The organism is Bacillus sp. CGMCC 1.16541 (genome assembly GCF_003184905.1).
Classification (GTDB): Bacteria; Bacillota; Bacilli; order Bacillales; family Bacillaceae_H; genus Priestia.
The window spans coordinates 16,791-36,803 of the sequence record NZ_KZ821207.1 but is presented as its reverse complement, the minus strand read 5'-3'; the positions used below and the strand labels follow the sequence as shown (position 1 = coordinate 36,803).

The window sequence follows — 20,013 nt, the reverse complement described above, 5'->3', positions numbered from 1 at the left end:
ATTACTACGGGTTTTCGCGAAAAGAAAACGAATTCCTCCTAGCATGACAAAACTAGAAGAAATTCGCCAAAGAAAGCTATAATTTTACGATTTCCCTAACACCCAGCGACTCTTTGTAAACATCATGTAGGCAATGACGAATGTAATGCCAATCATCACAACTGAACTTCCTACCACATACAAGATACTCGTTACATCGTATACACCATAGATTAATTGTTTGATGAGTGCGTAAATATTTAAGAACGGAATTAAAAAGTGTGTCGAAGTTAACTCATTCACTGACGTACCAATCAATAAGAAGTACGGAATCATCGCGACTGTCATCATTGGTGAAATGTAGTTTTGTGCTTCTTTCATCGTATTTGCCATCAAGCTAAGCATCGCGAACACACATGCCGCTAACAATGAGAAGACGATAATGCCGACTACTAAGCTACCTGTGAAAAATAACAGATTCTCTGAAATGTTCAACGCCTCCACAAGCGTTTCTGTAAAGTATTGAACAAATACAACGAATGTGACGACTGAAAACAGTCCACTTAACATCCCAAGTGTTGCGATCGTGAACCACTTTCCGACAATTAAATCTAGTCGCTTCGCTGGTGTCATGAGCAATGCTTCCATCGTATTGCGCTCTTTTTCACCTGCAAACAAATCACTAGCCGCGGGCATGCCACCCATTAAAACACCAATCACAATGACAAGTTGAGCAAAAATTGAAATCATATAAAGGGAACCATCATCCGCTTCTGTTAATCCTTCCATGTTCACTTCAAACGGCGTGATATCGGAGTTTTGAATGTTTAATTGTTCAAGACGTTGTGCAATTACTTGTTCACGTTGCATCGTTAAGACCGTCATCACGTAATCACTAGCTGCCGACGCTTTCGTACTTGTTGGATCTGCATAGACGGTAATATTTGCAGCTTCGCTGTTTTGCAGTTTCGTCATAAAGTCCTCATCCATTTCAACTGCTACGAGTGCTTTTCCTTCTTCGACCGCTTCTTTTGGATTTGTCACTTTTTCAATCGTGACATTTTCTCCTTGTTCGATCCATTGCACGACCGTATTGTCTGCTTGCTCACTAACCGCAATGCTCATGTTGTCTTTTCCTTGATTTGACATGTACATATCAAAGAAAAACAAGATACCGATGTTAAATAGAATCGGAAGTAAGATGCTCAAATAAATCGTTTTTTTATCACGTAATGAATCTTTTAATTCCTTTTTATACACATGCCAAATCATGCCGATTCTCCTCTCACAATGCGTGACATAAAGATATAGTTTAAGTCGCGACTTTCTTCTTCGCGGTACAGTTGTTCGTTTGATCCTTGATAGATCATTTGCCCTTTATGAATCATAATGATGGACTGACAAAGCTGTTCGACTTCTTCCATAATGTGACTTGAAAACACAATGGTTTTCCCTTCTTTTTTCAACTGACGCACAAGCTCTCGGAACATGTTGGCTGCTGTGATGTCTAGTCCCGTTGTTGGTTCGTCAAAGAAAATGACATCGGGGTTGTGTAAAATCGTTCGTGCAATGGCTACTTTTTGACGCATCCCTTTTGAAAACCCACCAACCCGACGGTCTAAATACTCTTTCATGCCAAAGCGCTTAGCAAGCTCTTCGATGCGCACTTTTGTTTCGTGCTTACTCATGCCGTAAAATGCTGCGAAATATTCTAGATTTTCACGCGCTGTTAACCGGTCATAAAGACCTGTTTCACCACCGAATAACACGCCAATTTGTTGTTTTACTTTCATTGGTTCTTTATGAATATTTGTGCCATTGATTAACACTTCTCCGCTTGTTGGTTCAAGTACCGTGGACATCATGCGTAACAACGTTGTTTTTCCTGCCCCATTTTCCCCAAGTAATCCGACAATTTCACCTTTTGGAATTGTAAACGTTACATCTTTCACTGCTTGAATCGTTTGCTTTTTTTCTTTAAATTCGCGCGACACGTGTTTGATTTCAATCATCGTAAAAGCCCCTTTCGCCTTCCGTTTTGTTCTGTTTTTATCATAAAAGGAAACGACAATTCGCACACCGATGTTGTCATGAAACGGGCGTTTATTGTCATGAAAAGGTCCTATCATTTTGTAAAACATGGTAAAATGGGTACAAATAATCAATCAAAGAGGGTTGCATATGATGAAGGTCGGTCTTGTGGATGATCAAAAATATGATTTAGAAAAACTGCATGTCACAGTGTCACAGCTTCCTCATGTTGACATCGTCTTTTCTACTAATGACGCAGAAGAAGCGTATGAACAAATTAAAAAGAACGACATTGATTTATTAATTACCGATATAGAAATGCCTCGTTTATCAGGTTATGAGTTAGCGGACTTCATTAATAGTTACGCGCTCGATATAAAAGTGATTTTTGTGACCGGTCATAGTGGTTTTGCCGTTCACGCCTTTGAGTTAGATGTGCTTGATTACATTATGAAACCTTACTCACGCGACCGCCTTTTAAAAGGAATTGCCCGATTTGAACAAAAGAAAGAGAAAAAAGAAGATCATGACAAGCTCATGTTAAAACAAAAAACAGAGATGCAAATTTTAAATAAGAAAGACATTGTGTTTATTGAACGAACAGGGCGGTCCACAACGATTGTCACAACGAATGGAGAGTATTCCACGTATCAATCGTTAAGTGAGCTGGAACCTGAATTTCAAGCGCGCCATTTTTTACGATCACACCGTGCATTTATCATTAACATTCATTACGTGAAAAACTTTTCTCTTTATACGAAGCATTCGTATTCAATTACGTTTCAACAAACGAACAAGACCGCACTCATCACAAAAGCGAATCTTGATAAGCTTCAAAAAGAGTATTTTTAAAGGAGCAGTCCCATGAATAAGTACCAACTTAGCTTATCAATCATTCTACTTTTCATCGTGTTCGTTCAACCTTGTTCCATTGTCGTAAAAGTCGTGTTCAGCCTCTTTTTATTAGTCGAAAGTTATGTGTCGCAAAAAAGGGCCACACCTCTTTCATGGCATGTCGTTGTTTTACATGGATTGCTATTGATCGCTATGGTCCTATCATCGTCTTGGTTAGTAACTGGCGTTTTACTTGTTTCATTATATATAGTGGAATGGCTCCGATTTTTTCTGATGAAACAAGTCGATATGAAAGTAAAAGCATGGAACGAGGCATTTTCAGAATTGGCGGCAACGGATGAATTGTTTCGTAGTGTAAGAGCGGAGCGTCACGATTACATGAAGCACATCTCAACGGTTCACTATTTAGTTGAAACCAATCAAATAGAAGAAGCCAAATCGTATTTACAAGCGTATGTCGGGGCCGTTGGAGATGTAAGTTCCTATATAAAAGGAGAAGCGGCACATGTGGCGTCTGTTTTACATCGTGTGACCCGAGAAGCGAAACAAGAAAACATCACGTTGTCGCTTCAATGCATGGTCCCTCTATCTGCCCTTCCGCTTCAACCAATTGATCAAGTGAATCTTCTCATGAACTTACTTGAAAATAGCGTCGATGCTGCGAAACAGTCAGAGCAAAAGGAAATCACGATTAAAACGTCGACACATGGGGGCATTTATATGATGGAAGTAATCAATTCGACACCTCCTCTCTCTCATGAGCGTCAAGAACATCTATTTTCGCAGTTTCAAATAACGGAAAAAGGTGGCCATCATGAAGGGTTAGGAACATGGATTATTAAAGAAACGGTGAACAACTATCGAGGTCATCTTGACTACGCATATAAACCTCCGTACTTGGGGATTAAAATAAAAGTACCAATTGTAACGAATTCATAATTTGTGCTTGCATTTGTTTCTAGAAACGAATATTATTATAAATGTTGTTTTTAATGTTCGTCATTTCGGAGGGTAACTATGTTTAAACTAAAAGAAGCAAACACCAATGCTAAAACAGAAGTGGTCGCTGGGATCACGACGTTTTTAACAATGGTTTATATCGTCATTGTCAATCCAGTCATTTTATCTGACGCTGGCGTTCCATTTGATCAAGTCTTTACTGCAACGATTATTTCAGCGATGGTTGGAACACTTTGGATGGCACTTGCCGCAAACTATCCAATCGCTATTGCCCCGGGAATGGGCTTAAATGCATACTTCGCTTATTCCGTTGTCGGTTCATACGGTGGCATTGATTACGCAACAGCGTTCGCAGCTGTGTTTGTCGCTGGTTTGATTTTTGTCATTTTATCACTCACTCCTTTTCGCAAAAAGTTAATTGAAGCGATTCCTGATAACTTAAAGCATGGAATTACAGCTGGTATCGGTCTTTTCATCGCGTTTATCGGTCTTCGCTTAACAGATATTATTGTGGCAGATGAAGCCAACTTAGTTGCACTAGGTGATCTTCACTCTCCAAAAGTCGTACTGGCTTTAGTCGGTCTTGCCGTGACGTTAATTTTTTATGCAATGAACGTAAACGGTGCCTTGTTTTTAGGAATGATCATTACAGGTGTGATCGCATACTTCACAGGTCAATTAAAGTTTGACGCTGGCATTATGGCGATGCCTCACCTTCCTGAAGGATTAATTGTCGCAAACCCAATCACAGCAATTGGCGATGTGATTCAACATGGATTATATGCGGTCGTGTTCTCCTTCTTACTTGTTACGATTTTTGATACAACAGGTACAATGATTGGAGTTGCTCAACAAGCAGGCTTAATGAAAAACAATGAAATGCCTCGTGTTCGTCATGCATTACTAGCTGATTCATTCGGTACATCGATCGGGGCCATGTTTGGTACAAGTCCAACAACTGCGTACATCGAATCATCTGCGGGAGTTGCTGCGGGTGGTCGTACGGGATTAACTGGTTTAGTGGTTGCAATTTTATTCGGAGTAGCCGCATTCTTTGGTCCGTTAGTCGGTGCTGTATCAGGAATCGCTGCCATTACTGCTCCTGCGTTAATTATCGTTGGTAGCTTAATGATGGGTGCCATTGCTCACGTAAAATGGAACGAATTTGACGAAGCATTCCCTGCATTCTTAGTCATTTTAAGCATGCCGTTAACATCAAGTATCGCAACAGGAATTGCACTAGGATTCATTTCATATCCACTCATGAAACTTGTAAAAGGAAAAGCAAAAGAAGTTCATCCACTTGTGTATGTCTTTGCCGTGTTATTCCTTTATCAACTAGTGTTTTTACCTCATTAAAAAGTGAGACGGGTTTTTATCCCGTGTCGCTTTTTTTGTTTGGAAAAAGAAGACGATTCTTTCAATTATTTGATATACTAGTCATACTTACTTATACATATAGGGGAATCACGACATGAAAAAACAGTTACTCACATTGATGTTTATTGTATTTATGGTGTTTGTCGGATTCGGGATCATTATTCCCATCGTACCTGAAGTCATTCGGGCGACAAATGTAAGCACTGTCAATTTAGGCTTTTTAATGGCGATTTATTCGATTGGTTCGTTTATCACTTCTCCGTTTTGGGGAAGCTTGTCTGACCGTAAAGGAAGACGCCCGATTTTATTAATTGGGTTAATTGGATTTAGTTTAAGTTTCTTTATTTTTGCAGCTGCGGGTGATTCGTTAGTGATGATGTATGCGTCTCGCATCGTCGGTGGATTGTTTGCAGGGGCAGTCATTCCATGTGCATTTGCGTATGCTTCAGATATTACGACGGAAGAAAACCGCACAAAATCAATTGGATTGTTAGGGATGACGATTGGTCTTGGCTTTATTTTCGGTCCGGCTCTTGGTGGATTGCTTTCTTCATTCGGTTTGTTCGTTCCGTTCATCGTATCGGGTGTTTTAGCCATTATCATGACAATCTTTGCGTTTTTCGTACTACCAGAGTCTCTTTCACCTGAAAAACGAAAGCCAGCAACAGAGAAGTCGACGAGTTGGAGCGATTTTACAACCGACTTTCAAGGTGCATTGAAGTATTTGTACATCCTCTCATTTTTTGCGACGTTTACACTTGCCGGATTGGAAGCAACGTTTCAATTTTTCCAAATCGACCGCATTGATGCAACCCCAACCACAATTGGCTGGATGTTTGTCGCAAGCGGTGTCACACAAGCGCTGATTCAAGGTGGGGTCTTGCAACGCTTTAAAAAAGGGAATGAGAAATCCCTCATTGTCGCGGGGCTGTTACTGTCAGCGCTTGGTTACATCTTGATTTTATTTTCATCTAGTGCTTTAAACGCTGCCATCTTTTTATCGGTCTTTACAGCGGGAAATGCCCTCATTCGTCCGTGTGTGCTGTCTCTTATTACGATGAAAACAAAGGTTGGCTACGGTGCCGCATCAGGTATTAGTTCCTCAATGGACAGTCTAGGACGCATCTTCGGTCCTGTTGTTGGGTCTTTTGCTTTTAGCCTCAACATGTCCCTTCCGTTCTTACTTGGCGGTGTGTTGGCGTTAGGTGCGCTTTTATTACTACAGCGACACGTCACATTAGATCGTAGCGAGCATACGGTGTCGTCGTAAAAACGGAGGTAGAAGCATGAGCTGGTATTTAGATATTGTGTATGAACGCAGTAAAGAAGCACCCTATACGTTTTATGTCCCTAGTGAAGACGTAATTGCCTAGTTGAAAGTGGGAGATTACGTCAAGCTTATTTTTGAAACAGATTCTGAAGAAGATGACTATCCTAGAGAGCGAATGTGGGTCGAGATGACTCCATTCTGGCTTTTCTAGACGAGCCACCTCTATGCGTATATGAACGAAATGAAGACGGAACATTTGATAAAATTGAAGACTACGACTGGGATTATTATTTGAATGGATAAGCAAACTCAATAGTTTAGGCATTGCTAGAAAGTGCACGTTTCACTCTCTGGCAATGCCTTTTTTCTATTGCTTATGCGCAATTGTATGACTGTATGTAGTTCATCAACTACTTTTTTCATAACCTTCTACCATTAGTTTAAAGTATTTCAGCACCTTCTGTCGTTCTTCAGGGAATAAGACGTTCTTCATTGCTTCAAATAAGGCTAATTGCTCTGACTTTAATAAAATGACAAGAATACTCTTTTTGAATAGCTATATAAGTTCTGAGTGAACGTTTAAAAAGAAAAGGTTTCATAAACCGTTGATTGAAACGGAAGGTGCGAGACTCCAGTGGGAGCAGCGGGTCAGATGAGATCCCGCAGGAGCTTATGCGACGAGGAAGCTCAACGCACGCCCCACGGAAAGCGAGCATCCTGAAGTGAAAATCAACTCTCTTTATTCAGAGAGAATGAGATGACAAGAATGCTCCTTTTGAATAGCTATATAAGTTCTGAGTGAACACTAAAAAAGAAAAGGTTCCGTAAACCGTTGATTGAAACGGAAGGTGCGAGACTCCAGTGGGAGCAGCGGGTCAGATGAGATCCCGCAGGAGCTTATGCGACGAGGAAGCTCAACGCACGCCCCACGGAAAGCGAGCATCCTGAAGTGAAAATCAACCCTCTTTATTCAGAGAGAATGAGATGACAAGAATACTCCTTTTGAATAGCTATATAAGTTCTGAGTGAACACTTAAAAAGAAAAGGTTCCGTAAACCGTTGATTGAAACGGAAGGTGCGAGACTCCAGTGGGAGCAGCGGGTCAGATGAGATAGCGCAGGAGCTTATGCGACGAGGAAGCTCAACGCACGCCCCACGGAAAGCGAGCATCCTGGAGTGAAAATCAACCCCCTTATTCAAAGAACGAAGCCAACTAATAGACGGTTTCAACAGTAGTCGAGCTACTAAACAGGATAAACCCATTAAAATGGCGTATTCTCTATAGTAGAGAGAAAAAGGAGGACACGTAGTATGCAGCTATCATTTGATCATCTTGTTCATTTTTCACCTAATCCAGAATCCGCAAAAACTGAGCTACTTGAAAAAGGAATGAACGTCATCAACGGCGGACATCACGAGAAATGGGGAACATTTAATAAGCTATCTTATTTTGGATTGAGTTACATTGAATGGCTCGGCTTTCACGAACGCGCTGTCGCTGAATCTGTCACCGATAATGATTTGATTCGACAATTCGTCAAAGAAGAACATCCATATGGTCACTTTGGACGCTTTGCGCTTCGAACGGAAAACATCGAAGAAGTAGGAAAAAAACTAACAGAAAAAGGCTATGACATAGAAGGACCAGTCGCAGGATCTCGTCGTAAAGAAGACGGATCGACGCTTGAATGGCGGATGCTGTTTGTGAAAAATGACGAGCACGAACTTCCTCTTCCCTTTTTTATTCAGTGGGGTGAAGATGATCACACACGAGAACAAGCCCTTGCTCCTCTTTCACAGCATCCACAAGGAGCATTAAAAATTGAAAACATTTATTGTGCTGTACATCGTGTCGTCGAAACGTCTGAAAAATGGGCATCAGTACTAGAATTACAACTTGGTGAAGTATACCGTGATGCTTTATTAAATGCGACATGTCGCAAGCTTTATTTGCATGGAGGCAATCTCATCTTATGCGAATCAGCAAATGGTGTGGTGCATGAAACCTTGCAAACGGTTGGCGAACGTCCCTTTTTAGTCGAGATTTACAATGCGAACGAAAAAGCGGAATTTATGGTACAAAATGGTCGGTTTCGATTGAAGCGATGAAGAAAACGGGGACTGACACAAAAGGGACATAAAACAGCCCTGTTTGGCTCAGTCCCCTCCTTTTTCTTATTTTAATGCCTCATGAATGACATGTTCAATAAGAGTCGGTAGTTGTCCAAATGAATAACTCACATTTAGCCGTTCTGTCCACTGATGGGCATCGCGTCCAATCGGGCCAAGATTACATACAGGTACATGAAAGTCCGCGAGTTCTTTTAACGGAATCGTGTAGCCTTTTTCCCAAAGCGGCATGTTGGTCACAAACGGCATGAACGTATCAAGCGGATGTTGAAGACCTGCATAACTCAAGTCAGAAATTCCTCCGAAATAAGCTTGTTCAATGAGTTCGACATTGAAGCTTCTTTTTGCCACAGCTTGCACCGACTGAATGATGCCTTGCAATTTTACGCTTTCCTTTGAACAAATCGCCGGATAAAACGGTGGTGTGAAAAAGAGGATCATCATCGGCGCGGCTTCGCGGCATAAAATCGCAAGCTCATCGACAAGCTTAATGGAACGGGTGCGATCATCTTTCCCTTCACACTGTTCAAGCACCGCTTCTTGTAGTTCTTTTACCTTTTCTTCTCCGTGTTGCGTGACGGCATAAGTGTATAGCTCTTCATACGTAAAGACATTCACATCAAACGTACGAGGCGTCGATGCTTCTAATCTTGCATATTGCGCCGATCTCTGTTCATATAGTCCTTTAACGTGACGTGCTGCTTCGTTCGCTACTTGCATAAGCGGTGACATCACACCTTGAATCGACTTTTCCATTAAAAACAAATTAAACAATACAACCGCCCGATTTGGAATTTGAACAGAGTATTCTTCTTTTAAGTCTTTTTGTAAAAGCACCGTTGGAGGCGGACTGACTTCGTCAGCCACCACTTCGCAAAAGTCCGTGTTTAATTCAAGCTGACGTGTTAGCTCTGACACGAGAAGATTGGCATTTAATCCTGCAAATGGTTCACCTACGTGCGTTTCTTTTCCGTAGCATAAAAAGCTTGGCATCAGTTTACCAATGGAGCCTGAATACAAATAGTTCGTCGTATCACCAGGATAGCGACTAAAAACGGGCTCACTGTTCAACATAAGTTCATACTGTAAGTCGTGCTCACGTTGAAGTTGCCCTAACACTGACACAGCCGTGCGCATCCCAACAGAATTTACTTCTTCATCAGGTACACTGACAAGCAACACATTGCCATCAAACGCACCGTTGCTTGCTTTTTCAAGCATTGATACGTGAAGTGCGATCCCTGCTTTCATATCCATCGTACCGCGCCCAAACAGCCACTCCGCTTCTGATAATTCTTTTTGCACATGAAGCGGTAAAACGTGTATATGTTGAGAGAAGTGTTCCGTTAGTTCTCGTGGCTGAAACGCTTTGTCTTGAAACACCCCATAATCGTATACATCAACCACATCAAAGTGACTGAGTAACACAACCGTTTTTTTTGCTCCTTCTTTTTTCACAAGCCCTGTTACAACCGAACGTCCATCACCTGTTGAATGAAGTTGAACGTGCTGTTCATGCTGATTAAAATACGGAATACGAGCAATTCTTTGATAAAGAACGTGTGCCATCTCTACTTCTGAAATCGTTCCTGTCACACTAGGCACTTCGACTAACTCGCACAAAAGCTGTGTTAATGCTTCTTTGCTTTCATAAAGACTCTGATCTGTGCGCATTTCTTTCACCCTTTTCTTTTTCTAAATTTTCTAACAAAAATTCCAAATGGTCAAGAAGCATATATAAACGCCACAAAAAAAAGACCCACCGGAGTGAAGTCATGATAAGGTGTCAGCTTAGACTAACGCATGTTAGTCGTACGACGCGTTTGTGCCCGTAAAAGGAGCATAGGTTGTAAGCGCTTTTAAAGTTACTCTGTAAAAACATGAGGAGAACGCACTTCTCATGTTCATACGCTTGCGCTTATTTTTCTTCTTCTAAGAAGTCAATGATACGATCAATGAAATGCTCGCTCGTTTGATCATTTCCGTGCTCAATTAACACTTCCACGATACCTTCTCCTTTCCGTGTACACATCCACTTTGTATTTTTATAAGGTACAAGCTGACGACATGTTGCTTGTTTTATAAGATACCATATTTTGCATCTTTTATGATAGACTATTTGTGTAAAAATTTTGACAATTATTTTAACGAATTGTAAAATCGGCAAAATGAGAAATGTATCATATCATGATGACTTCATGGTGTAAACCAAAAAGCTCCTAATAAGTTTCGTCCTCTATGTACGCCCCTTATCAGTTACTTGAAGAAAGAAAAATCTTTCGAGCATGTATTAAAATCCGACCGCTTGCAACTTTTGAAGAAGAACGTCTTTGATCGCTCGCGCTCCTTTTTCTTTTAACGAAGCAAATGTATCGTGACTAAGACCGACTGCGTATGCTTCTCCCTCACGCTCCACTAAAAGCTCATAAAAGGTTGCATACTCTGTACAAGTTACATGTCCTTCTACCAACCCTTCGTTCTGTAGCTCTTTCCCTAACTCTTCTACTGTTAATGGCTTGGTGATTGTTTCATAACTCATGTCATTTCCTCCTCGTCTGTTAAACATAAAAACGCTCATTTTGCTTCGGATGCAAAATGAGCGTTTTCGCCGTTTTTATCACCCAAAGCATGTGCGTGCTTTGCTGGTAGGAGCACCTTACGTACGTAGGTTGCTGTGGAGTCTAGGAGCCAGTTCTCTCGTCCACTCGTGATAACTTGTTATAAATGATTTTTTAACTATATCAAACATCTGTTTAAATGTAAATAAAAAGTCTGAATTTTTCCATTACACTTTAAATTTAACGAGTAAATCTTGTAGATCTTGTGCCATGTTGCTTAATGCATGAGCAGCTGATGTGACTTCTTCCATTGCCGCTAATTCTTCTTGTGATGCGGAAGCGACGTTTTCAGAGCTTGCTGCTGACATTCTCGCTGCTTCAGAGAGCGTGTGCATTGCTTCTGTTATACGCGTTGAGTACGTTTCAATTTGTTCGGTCGCTTCCGTAATTTGTTGTACATCTCCTCGGATAGCAAAAATAGCTTGAATGATTTTTGAGAAGTTACGACTTGCTTCCGATACCACATCCATGCCAGCGGCGACGTTTTCATTGCTTTCTTGCATGACATGATACGCTGCTCGTGTTTCTAGTTGTATTTCTTGAATAAGCGTCGAGATTTGATCAGCGGATCGCTTTGACTCTTCCGCCAATTTACGAACCTCTCCTGCTACAACCGCAAAGCCTCGTCCATGTTCTCCTGCTCTTGCTGCTTCAATGGCTGCATTTAACGCCAGTAAATTCGTTTGATCAGAAATACGTGTAATCACTTCAATAATGTTACCAATTTCCGTTGAGCGATTTTCAAGTGTTTTCACCACTTCTGTTGATTCACTCACCGTTTCAGTAATCTTTGTCATTTGAGTCGTCACTTTGTTTAACGTTTCATTGCCGACTTCTGCTTCTCTTGCGGTTTCGTTCGTTGATTGTTCCACTTCTTTTGAGCGAGAAGAGACACCTTGGATCAGTTTGTCCATTTCCCGAATCGTTTCGTTCGTTTGCTCAACACTTAAAAGCTGACTTTCTGCTCCAGCTGCTACTTCTTGAATGGACACCGTCACTTCATTTGTTGCTTTTCTTGTTTCTTCTGCGCTTGCCGTTAATTCTTCAGAGGAAGCAGCGACAAGTTGACTTGTATCATTCGCTTTTGTAATGAGCTCTTTTATGTTGTTGACCATCAGTTGAAACGACGTTGACAACATGCCGAACTCATCATTTGTACGAAAAGCTGGAACCGTGACTTGTAAATCCCCTTCTGATAATTTCTTTGTTGATTGAGTTAAACGTTCAATTCCAACAACGTAACGTCTTGTGATGAGATATAAAATGGCACTCGCCACAATTGTTGCACCAAGCGAAAAGATGAAGATCGTCCATTTTAATGCATTTAATTGATTATAAAACTCATCTTCATAAGCACCAATCCCAATCATCCAGTCCCATGGTTCAAAATACGTCACGTAGGCAATTTTCTGACGCACTTCTTCTTCACCAGCATTTTGCCATGGGTATTCATAAAAACGGTCACTCGCGTTTGCTTGTTTGGCTACTTTCCATAAGTTATCAATGATCGCTTCTCCGTTCGCATCTTTCATCCCTGACACGTTCTCCCCTTCAAGTCCCATCGGATGAACAGTTGCAACATTGTCTGGTGTGTACGCAAATAGATAGCCATTGTCTTTATATAAAAAGCCTGACTTCGAAAAGTCGCGTTTGTTGTCATTGATTTTTGGTCCTGCCAGTAAGGTTGCTGCTTGTTCTTTTGCTGTTCCACTACGCAAAATCTTTACATTCTCTTGCTCATGCAATTGATGTAATACCGCTAGTGCTCCTTCTACATTGTTTTGCAAGTTCAACTTCCCTGCCTCAACCAGTTGTTTCTTGGCAATTTGAAAACTGACAAACCCTAACGTAGCAGCGGTCGCCACCATAATCGTCACAATCAACAATAGCACTTTAAAGCGCAAACTTTTAAAAAAAGCCTTCCCCATCCTACTTCCCCCACTTTATCATCTCTCTTTCTATACTTATCGGCTAAAAGAGGACAGTGTGAAGATATAATTGTAAAAATAGTTCGATAATTACACAATTAAATCACCATCCTTATTAAAAAAGAGAGAATGTAATGAGAACAATCTTCTTTTGAACAGGTATATTGGTTATGGATAAGCATTTCAAAAAAGGTTCCGTAAACCGTTGATTGAAACGGAAGGGGCGAGACTCCAGTGGGAGCAGCGGGTCAGATGAGATCCCGCAGGAGCTTATGCGACGAGGAAGCTCAGCGCACGCCCCACGGAAAGCGAGCATCCTGGAGTGTAAATCAACCCTCTTGTTCAGGGAGAATCTTCTTTTGAACAGGTATATTCGTTATGAATGAACATTTCAAAAAAGGTTCCGTAAACCGTTGATTGAAACGGAAGGGGCGAGACTCCAGTGGGAGCAGCGGGTCAGGTGAGATCCCGCAGGAGCTTATGCGACGAGGAAGCTCAGCGCACGCCCCACGGAAAGCGAGCATCCTGGAGTGTAAATCAACCCTCTTCATTCAAAGAACAAGCGGTGTTTTAGTCCACGAAAATAGTCAGAATAGTATTTTATTTGACCAAACTCCCTATTACAACTTAAAATGAAGTTTTGTAGAAAGGAGTACGTAAAACTATGTATACTTATCAAGTTGGTAACCAAACAATTGACTACAAAGTAGAAGTCGTTCCTAATAAAACAGACATCACTGTTCAAGTTTGCGACAAAGAAGGGGTAACAGTTGTCATCCCTCGTGGATTGAACCCAAACAACGTTCGTTTCGTCCTTGCACATAAAGCGAACTGGATTTTAACACAACTTCATGGAACAAACGACGTTCCGTCAAACGAAGACGAAGACAAAAAACAAGTCGTAGCAAATGAAACAGCAAACGAAGAAAACCGTGCAGAAACACCTGCACCAACAAATGCGCCTTCATTTGAAAACGATGATAAATTCTCTTACTTAGGGCGACTATACCGTCTAAACATCGTACGTGACGATGTAGAACGAGCTGACATGACGTTCCGAGCGAAATTTATCGTGACACTTCCAAACGGACTAAGCAAGGAAGAAGCAAACAATCAAATTCAAGCGCTTTTAACAGACTGGTACCAAGGCCGTGCAAAAGACAAGTTCAACGAAGCGTTAAAAGAAGTACGTAAACACGTTGAAAACGCACCAAGTACGATTGAATGGGCTGAACTACAAAATACCCCTTCAAAAGAGGAAAATGGTGAAATTGTGTTAAACTGGCGCTTACTAATGGCTCCACTTACGACAATCGAATATGTCATCGCATCACACGTTACAGATGCAGATGCGCTATACGAAGACGCAACAGAGCGCAAACAATGGCTTCAAGACAACACACTAACTGCCTTTTAATGAATCTAGATGAAAAGCACAGCCTCCTACACTCCGTTCACCATGAACAGAATGTAGGAGGCTGTGCTTTTTTGCTAAAGAGTTCCACCCGCTTTAAAGTAGACAAACAACCTCTCTGTGCGTATACTATGAAAAAATGTTTATTCTTTATCAATATAGGGTAAACAAAAGAAGTATTTTTCATTTACGCATTTACGCGAGATCAACAGAAAGGACGTGTTCTCTATGAAAGGACAACGTTATTTTTTACTCGGGCTTGTGTTTGCACTTATCATTGCCATTTTAGCAGTTACGAATAATGAGCCCGTTCAGTTCAACTACTTATTCGGTTCACAAGAGTGGCCTCTTATTTTAGTCATTTTAGGCTCTGCTATTTTTGGTGGAATCGCAGCGGCATTGTTAAGCTTTGTGAAAATTATTCAGCTAAACAGCCAAATTAAACAATTAAAAAAGAAACTGAGTGAAACGCCTGAACTAGAAACAGATGAACCTATCGTACCTCTTGATGAAGAAGAAAAAGAAGTGGCGCAAAATAAATAAAAAAAGCCTTGCCGACGATGGTTGGCAAGGCTTTTACTAGTTCACAGCTCGTACACGTTTTGCATACGTCGAATTTCCGTTTTTATTTCTTCCACGACGTGAGCAGGTGAAATAACTTTCGCTTCACTTCCCCATGTTAACAACCAACCAATAAGCCCTTTGCTCATCTTTGCTTTTGTACGAAGTTCGAAGTACGTATCGTCCACTTTTCGAATATCAGCTTCAATGCCAAATCGATCAATGACAACGTTTAATAGATTGTAATGAAAATGAACTTTCAACCACTCTTCTTCTCCTGCAAACATTTGAAACGAATGATTTACATATTCAGACAATCGAATGTCTTTCTTTTTAAAGGATTCCTCTAACACGCGTACATGTCTCATCCGGTCAACCCGATAATGACGAAATTGGTTTTCTGCTTTAAACTCGCCAATTAAGTAGTAAAAATCATTATGCCAAATGAGCGCATAAGGCATCACAATGTATTCGTCTCCGTCTCGACTGAGCTGAAACTCCTTTTCAACATTGTATCTACCATATTGAAACCCAATCCCTTTTTTCATTGAAATGGCTGTATGGATGCGGTCGATGTCAATTTTAATCGCTTGGTGCTGACTTTTCACCGCCTTGTCAAAATAAACAGGACTAGGCAATGATTTGGCTTGCGTTTGACTTGTCAGTCGTTTAATTTTTTCAATGAGCTGCTCGGATTCTTTTTGTGTAATAAATTTTGCAGATAAAACCGCATCAACGAGAAGACGGAGTTCATATAATTCAAAGAGACGATCTTGATAACTATAAAAATTCTCGCCGTACTTCCCTTTATTTTCAATCACATCAAAGTCTGATTCAATTAACGCTTGAATGTCTCGTTTAATCGCTCTTGCATCGACTTCATAATCAGAACCAAAATGATGTTTTAATTTTTCTTTGATGTCTTTTATCGACAACTCATGTTGCTCGTCTGTTTGTGTTGCTAAAATCTCTCTAATTTTTAGTAATCGTTGCTTACCTATAACATCTTTCATGTAAAATACCCCCTATTATAAAAAACGAACCTCTGAACAAATTCGTGTCAACTTGATGAAGTAGTGTTAAAATAGATTCGATTATGAACTTATTTTTCTAGTATATTGAAAATCAATGAAACGAGACCTCACGGCAAGAAGGAGTGACTCTACATGGATCCATCCATCAAAACTGAAATTTGGCTGTACGTAAAAGTACTCGTCATTACACTTTTCTTTTCTTTTATTCTGCAACATTTTTTCTTTCAACCTTATACGGTAAAAGGTGAATCGATGATGCCAACTCTTCATGAAGGAAACAAAATCATTATCGGAAAGTTAAGTAAGCCTGATCGCTTTGACCTCGTTGTCATTAAAGCACCGTTTAGCGATGACTATCTTGTCAAACGTGTGATTGGCTTACCTGGTGAGGAAATTGAATACAAAGATGATGTTCTTTACATTAATGGCAAACCAAAAGACGAACCGCACCTACGCGAATATCGCAACAACTTACTAAAACAAGATCAACTCACCGAAGATTTCTCCATTGAAGACGTGTCACTATCGAACAAAATTCCGAAAGACCATGTGCTCGTGTTAGGTGACAACCGACTTGTGAGCCGAGATGGCCGTCACTTCGGTTTAACCCCTACCGACGCCATTGTCGGTGAAGTCCATGTGACGTACTGGCCTATTAACGAGTTAAAGCTGGTGAAATAACAACACCATCCTTATTTTAACATACTTAATTTCAATCCTAATTGCTTTTTTCGACATCAAACAGGAGACATCACGTGATGTCTCCTGTTTGATATGAAAGGACAGATGCAATCGGTTGTCCGTCCCACCGCACGTCACTTTTCGCTTCTCGCTGTTTAATGGCTGGCTCTTCGAGTAACAACCAAAAGTTTTTAATCGGTAAATATCCTAATCCGTGCTTGTCGCACAGTGTTTGTAAATAACGCTGACGTGCTTCATTTTGAACTGCTGATTGATTGTCGCCTTCTGATGAAAAAGCATACAGCACACTGGCTACCGGGACACGTTTTACACGAAAACGCGCGTCAACGCGTAAAAAGAAATCCCAATCCCAGTAGTTATGAACCTTTGCGTCAAACTCGCCAATTTCATCATGAATAAAACGGCGATACATGCTTCCTGATGGCACGTATGTGGAAAACGTACGCATCCCCTCTCGGCTATATTCGTATGCAAATAACGTTCGCTTCGTCGGAACACGCGTCACACCCTCTACGCGGTAATCGAACATTTCCACATCTGAGAACACAAAATCCACATCTTGAATTTCATGCATCATGCGCTCAATATGAAACGGAAGCAACAAATCATCGTCATCAATGAGCATGATATAATCTCCAAGGGCAAGGCGTACGCCGATGTTTCGTACTTCAACATGACCCACATTTTCTGTTAGAGACACGATGTGAAGGGGCAGGTCTGGGTACGCTTCTTTCAAGCAATCCACAGACTCGCCTCCGTCGTTTACAATGATGATTTCAAAATCTTGATACGTTTGACGGCTTAATGACTCTAGCAATTCTGCTAATGCATACATTCGATTGTACGTTGGAATGACAATCGAAAGAGTCGGTTTGTTCACCTTCTCCACCTCTTATCTATTTGTTCAGTCGTCTGACTTCTTCTAAATGTAGCATACCACATTCTATGCACCGTCTCATGCATGAATACGCTCTGAGGCTCGATATCGACAAAGGAATATGAACATTAACCGTTTATCACATCTTGTTTGGTTACTTGATACGCTTGCTCAAACTCTTCAACGCGAAGTGGTTTACTAAAATAATAGCCTTGAATTTCGTCACACTGTTCTTTTTTTAGAATATGTACTTGTTCTTCTTGTTCGACCCCTTCTGCCACAACATCTAATTTTAAACTCTTTGCAATCGTAATAATGGCTTTCACAATCGTTGCTTCTGTTTCATCCATTCGTAAGTCTTGAATAAACGAACGATCCACTTTTAACGCATTAATGGGCAACTTTTTAATGTAACTAAGCGACGAATAACCCGATCCAAAGTCATCGATTGAGATGTACACACCGACTTGCTTTAACTTACGCAACTTCTCAATGACAATCCCAATGTTTTTAATCGCCACACTTTCAGTAATTTCTAATTCTAAATAGCATGGATCAAGCTTTGTTTCATCAAGAATATCCACGACTTTTTTTACAAAATCTTCTTCACCAAACTCGACACTTGATATGTTCACCGCCACACGCATCCATGGCATCCCTTGGTCTTGCCATTGTTTGTTTTGTCGACAAGCCGTTTGCAGAACCCATTCACTAATCGGCACAATGAGTCCTGTTTCTTCAGCAATAGGAATAAACTCTGCAGGTGACACTTGACCAAGCACAGGGTGATTCCAGCGAATAAGTGCTTCTACAGCTGCAATTTCACCCGTGTTTACGTAAATTTTCGGCTGATAGTGAAGTTCAAACTCTTCATTCGCAATTGCACGATGCAAATGATCTTCAATCATCATCTTTCTCGTATCTGCTTGTTGAATGGACGGTTCATAAAGCGTTAAATTGTTTCGGCCCATTCTCTTCGTATGATACATCGCCATTTCCGCTTGACGAATGAGCGTGTCTAAGTTCACACTGTTTTGCGGGTACACACTCACACCGATGCTTGCACTTAAAAACACTTCCACTTGATCAAGGTGAAACGGCTGTTGAATACGAGTTAAAATTTGTTTTCCAAGTGTACGAACCGCTTCTTTCTCTCCGTTTTGAACCATCACTAAAAAGCCATCGGTGCCAAAACTTGCAAGAAGATCATGTGAAGAAATTTCTTGTTGAATACGCTTGACAATTTTTTTAATAATAAGGTCGCCAAATTCACGACCGTACGTGTCATTAAAAAAGCGAAAACGGTCTAAATCAATGACCATTACCCCTAATGACATGTCTTCTCTCTTCGCTCGTTCCATTCGATTTTTTGCAATTGTATGAAAAAAAGCGGCATTCGGAAGCCCTGTTAACCGGTCTTCATATGTTGTATGTAACCTTGCTTCATACGCTTTTCGCTCATCGGTTACATCTCGTAAAATCGTTTGTATGTATGTCACACCTTTTATGTAAATCACATTGGACTTTGTTTCTAACACAAGTTGCTTTTCTTCATCGTTTAAAATCGTAATCTCCCGAACGATATCCCCACGTGTGAGCTCTCCGTTAGTCAACTCATCAATTAGTTGTTGAATAAATGGACGTTCTTCTTTTCGAAAAAATTCAGTTACGTCTCGCCCGATAGCTTCATCTTTTGTAGTCGTGCCTACAATGCGCAACGTTTCTTGATTCACAGAAACAATTTTTCCTAAGCGGTGCACGACAATCGGGAGTGGTGAGGCATCGAAAAGCTGTTGATAGCGATTGTTTACTTCTTGAAGGTCCGTACTGAATTCTTTTTGCGGTGTAATATCACGCATCGAAACGAGATAATTTGTTTCAACGACGAGTACCGTCAATTCAATCCATTTTACCGCTCCACCTTGGAGGGTAAGTGTATGTTCAATCCGATTCCCAGCTAATGCATGAAGGTCTTCTACATCAGGAAGAATGGTTGAGATCGGTTGATTTATCACCTGGCTTGAAAACCATTTCTCTCCCTCGGTGTTCATGTCCACCACCATTCCCTCGCGATTCACAACAATAATCGGATCCATTAACGATGTGAAAATAGCTTCCTTAAACAGACGCTGTCTGCGAAAGTTTCTCGATTGATACATTAAAAAAAGGGCTAAGCCAAGTACAAGTAAGCTTACGACTAGGGGTAAAAAAGAGAAAAAGATATCGTAAGACTCTTTATTTATATATCGATCAATCATATTTAACTTCCTTCCA

At 40.8% G+C, this 20,013-nt stretch carries 16 protein-coding genes, 1 pseudogene and 1 riboswitch; of the genes and pseudogenes, 9 read left to right on the top strand and 8 right to left on the bottom strand.

Translation table 11 applies throughout. The features are described 5' to 3' along the window. Window positions 1–84: 84 nt before the first annotated feature. Window positions 85–1,251: an ABC transporter permease gene (locus DIS06_RS02105; protein WP_110111608.1), complete on the bottom strand. Its 1,167-nt coding sequence runs from the start codon at window positions 1,249–1,251 to the stop codon at window positions 85–87. Further along, window positions 1,248–1,991, bottom strand: coding sequence for an ABC transporter ATP-binding protein (locus DIS06_RS02100; RefSeq protein ID WP_110111607.1), 744 nt, complete (start codon window positions 1,989–1,991; stop codon window positions 1,248–1,250). Before DIS06_RS02100 ends, DIS06_RS02105 begins: the two co-directional genes overlap by 4 nt. A gap of 169 nt (window positions 1,992–2,160) precedes the next feature. Between DIS06_RS02100 and DIS06_RS02095 the strand changes: the two genes are divergently transcribed. The 6 genes and pseudogenes from DIS06_RS02095 (at window position 2,161) to DIS06_RS02070 (ending at window position 8,584) form a co-directional block, all read left to right on the top strand. Then, entirely contained in the window at window positions 2,161–2,862 is a 702-nt protein-coding gene (locus DIS06_RS02095) for a LytR/AlgR family response regulator transcription factor (protein WP_204166737.1), read from the top strand. 12 nt (window positions 2,863–2,874) lie between these two features. Beyond that, window positions 2,875–3,804 carry a sensor histidine kinase gene (locus DIS06_RS02090; RefSeq protein ID WP_110111606.1) on the top strand — a complete coding sequence of 310 codons (930 nt, stop codon included), beginning with the start codon at window positions 2,875–2,877 and terminating at the stop codon, window positions 3,802–3,804. A 78-nt stretch (window positions 3,805–3,882) separates the two neighbouring features. Continuing rightward, window positions 3,883–5,184, top strand: a complete 1,302-nt coding sequence (locus DIS06_RS02085; RefSeq protein WP_110111605.1) for an NCS2 family permease — start codon at window positions 3,883–3,885, stop codon at window positions 5,182–5,184. 115 nt (window positions 5,185–5,299) lie between these two features. Beyond that, on the top strand, window positions 5,300–6,475 hold the full coding sequence (locus tag DIS06_RS02080) for an MFS transporter (protein ID WP_110111604.1): 1,176 nt from the start codon (window positions 5,300–5,302) through the stop codon (window positions 6,473–6,475). A 16-nt stretch (window positions 6,476–6,491) separates the two neighbouring features. Next, window positions 6,492–6,778, top strand: a pseudogene (locus DIS06_RS20475) (hypothetical protein). Between the two features lie 1,008 nt (window positions 6,779–7,786). Next, window positions 7,787–8,584 (top strand): VOC family protein, encoded by a 798-nt coding sequence (locus DIS06_RS02070; RefSeq protein ID WP_110111603.1) that lies wholly within the window; start codon window positions 7,787–7,789, stop codon window positions 8,582–8,584. A 66-nt stretch (window positions 8,585–8,650) separates the two neighbouring features. On the opposite strand, the gene DIS06_RS02065 is transcribed toward DIS06_RS02070, so the two are convergent. From DIS06_RS02065 to DIS06_RS02055, 3 genes are all read right to left on the bottom strand, one after another. Beyond that, entirely contained in the window at window positions 8,651–10,279 is a 1,629-nt protein-coding gene (locus DIS06_RS02065) for a M20/M25/M40 family metallo-hydrolase (RefSeq protein ID WP_110111602.1), read from the bottom strand. Between the two features lie 616 nt (window positions 10,280–10,895). Next, a complete protein-coding gene (locus DIS06_RS02060; protein WP_110111601.1) occupies window positions 10,896–11,144 on the bottom strand; it encodes a hypothetical protein in 249 nt (82 codons plus the stop codon). A gap of 72 nt (window positions 11,145–11,216) precedes the next feature. Then, window positions 11,217–11,322: riboswitch (SAM riboswitch) on the bottom strand. 68 nt (window positions 11,323–11,390) lie between these two features. After that, window positions 11,391–13,091 carry a methyl-accepting chemotaxis protein gene (locus tag DIS06_RS02055; RefSeq protein WP_481746835.1) on the bottom strand — a complete coding sequence of 567 codons (1,701 nt, stop codon included), beginning with the start codon at window positions 13,089–13,091 and terminating at the stop codon, window positions 11,391–11,393. A gap of 724 nt (window positions 13,092–13,815) precedes the next feature. On the opposite strand from DIS06_RS02055, the gene DIS06_RS02045 reads away from it, so the two are divergent. Both DIS06_RS02045 and DIS06_RS02040 read left to right on the top strand, forming a co-directional pair. After that, window positions 13,816–14,568, top strand: a complete 753-nt coding sequence (locus DIS06_RS02045) for a M48 family metallopeptidase (RefSeq protein ID WP_110111598.1) — start codon at window positions 13,816–13,818, stop codon at window positions 14,566–14,568. A 225-nt stretch (window positions 14,569–14,793) separates the two neighbouring features. Continuing rightward, window positions 14,794–15,108 carry a LapA family protein gene (locus tag DIS06_RS02040; protein WP_110111597.1) on the top strand — a complete coding sequence of 105 codons (315 nt, stop codon included), beginning with the start codon at window positions 14,794–14,796 and terminating at the stop codon, window positions 15,106–15,108. A 41-nt stretch (window positions 15,109–15,149) separates the two neighbouring features. Here DIS06_RS02040 and DIS06_RS02035 read toward each other — a convergent pair whose 3' ends face one another. Then, window positions 15,150–16,139 (bottom strand): helix-turn-helix transcriptional regulator, encoded by a 990-nt coding sequence (locus tag DIS06_RS02035; RefSeq protein WP_110111596.1) that lies wholly within the window; start codon window positions 16,137–16,139, stop codon window positions 15,150–15,152. Window positions 16,140–16,292: 153 nt separating this feature from the next. Between DIS06_RS02035 and lepB the strand changes: the two genes are divergently transcribed. Beyond that, window positions 16,293–16,841, top strand: a complete 549-nt coding sequence (gene lepB, locus DIS06_RS02030; RefSeq protein WP_110111595.1) for a signal peptidase I — start codon at window positions 16,293–16,295, stop codon at window positions 16,839–16,841. A gap of 70 nt (window positions 16,842–16,911) precedes the next feature. On the opposite strand, the gene DIS06_RS02025 is transcribed toward lepB, so the two are convergent. Next, window positions 16,912–17,742 (bottom strand): glycosyltransferase, encoded by an 831-nt coding sequence (locus DIS06_RS02025; RefSeq protein WP_110111594.1) that lies wholly within the window; start codon window positions 17,740–17,742, stop codon window positions 16,912–16,914. A 125-nt stretch (window positions 17,743–17,867) separates the two neighbouring features. Further along, window positions 17,868–19,997 carry an EAL domain-containing protein gene (locus tag DIS06_RS02020; RefSeq protein ID WP_110111593.1) on the bottom strand — a complete coding sequence of 710 codons (2,130 nt, stop codon included), beginning with the start codon at window positions 19,995–19,997 and terminating at the stop codon, window positions 17,868–17,870. Window positions 19,998–20,013 lie beyond the last annotated feature (16 nt).

Excerpts from the sequence above, each read along its gene's own strand:
- DIS06_RS02105 (WP_110111608.1), bottom strand. The coding sequence starts at position 1,251 with ATGATTTGGCATGTGTATAAAAAGGAATTAAAAGATTCATTACGTGAT.
- DIS06_RS02100 (WP_110111607.1), bottom strand. The coding sequence starts at position 1,991 with ATGATTGAAATCAAACACGTGTCGCGCGAATTTAAAGAAAAAAAGCAA.
- DIS06_RS02095 (WP_204166737.1), top strand. The coding sequence starts at position 2,161 with ATGATGAAGGTCGGTCTTGTGGATGATCAAAAATATGATTTAGAAAAA.
- DIS06_RS02090 (WP_110111606.1), top strand. The coding sequence starts at position 2,875 with ATGAATAAGTACCAACTTAGCTTATCAATCATTCTACTTTTCATCGTG.
- DIS06_RS02085 (WP_110111605.1), top strand. The coding sequence starts at position 3,883 with ATGTTTAAACTAAAAGAAGCAAACACCAATGCTAAAACAGAAGTGGTC.
- DIS06_RS02080 (WP_110111604.1), top strand. The coding sequence starts at position 5,300 with ATGAAAAAACAGTTACTCACATTGATGTTTATTGTATTTATGGTGTTT.
- DIS06_RS02070 (WP_110111603.1), top strand. The coding sequence starts at position 7,787 with ATGCAGCTATCATTTGATCATCTTGTTCATTTTTCACCTAATCCAGAA.
- DIS06_RS02065 (WP_110111602.1), bottom strand. The coding sequence starts at position 10,279 with ATGCGCACAGATCAGAGTCTTTATGAAAGCAAAGAAGCATTAACACAG.
- DIS06_RS02060 (WP_110111601.1), bottom strand. The coding sequence starts at position 11,144 with ATGAGTTATGAAACAATCACCAAGCCATTAACAGTAGAAGAGTTAGGG.
- DIS06_RS02055 (WP_481746835.1), bottom strand. The coding sequence starts at position 13,091 with ATGGTGGCGACCGCTGCTACGTTAGGGTTTGTCAGTTTTCAAATTGCC.
- DIS06_RS02045 (WP_110111598.1), top strand. The coding sequence starts at position 13,816 with ATGTATACTTATCAAGTTGGTAACCAAACAATTGACTACAAAGTAGAA.
- DIS06_RS02040 (WP_110111597.1), top strand. The coding sequence starts at position 14,794 with ATGAAAGGACAACGTTATTTTTTACTCGGGCTTGTGTTTGCACTTATC.
- DIS06_RS02035 (WP_110111596.1), bottom strand. The coding sequence starts at position 16,139 with ATGAAAGATGTTATAGGTAAGCAACGATTACTAAAAATTAGAGAGATT.
- lepB (WP_110111595.1), top strand. The coding sequence starts at position 16,293 with ATGGATCCATCCATCAAAACTGAAATTTGGCTGTACGTAAAAGTACTC.
- DIS06_RS02020 (WP_110111593.1), bottom strand. The coding sequence starts at position 19,997 with ATGATTGATCGATATATAAATAAAGAGTCTTACGATATCTTTTTCTCT.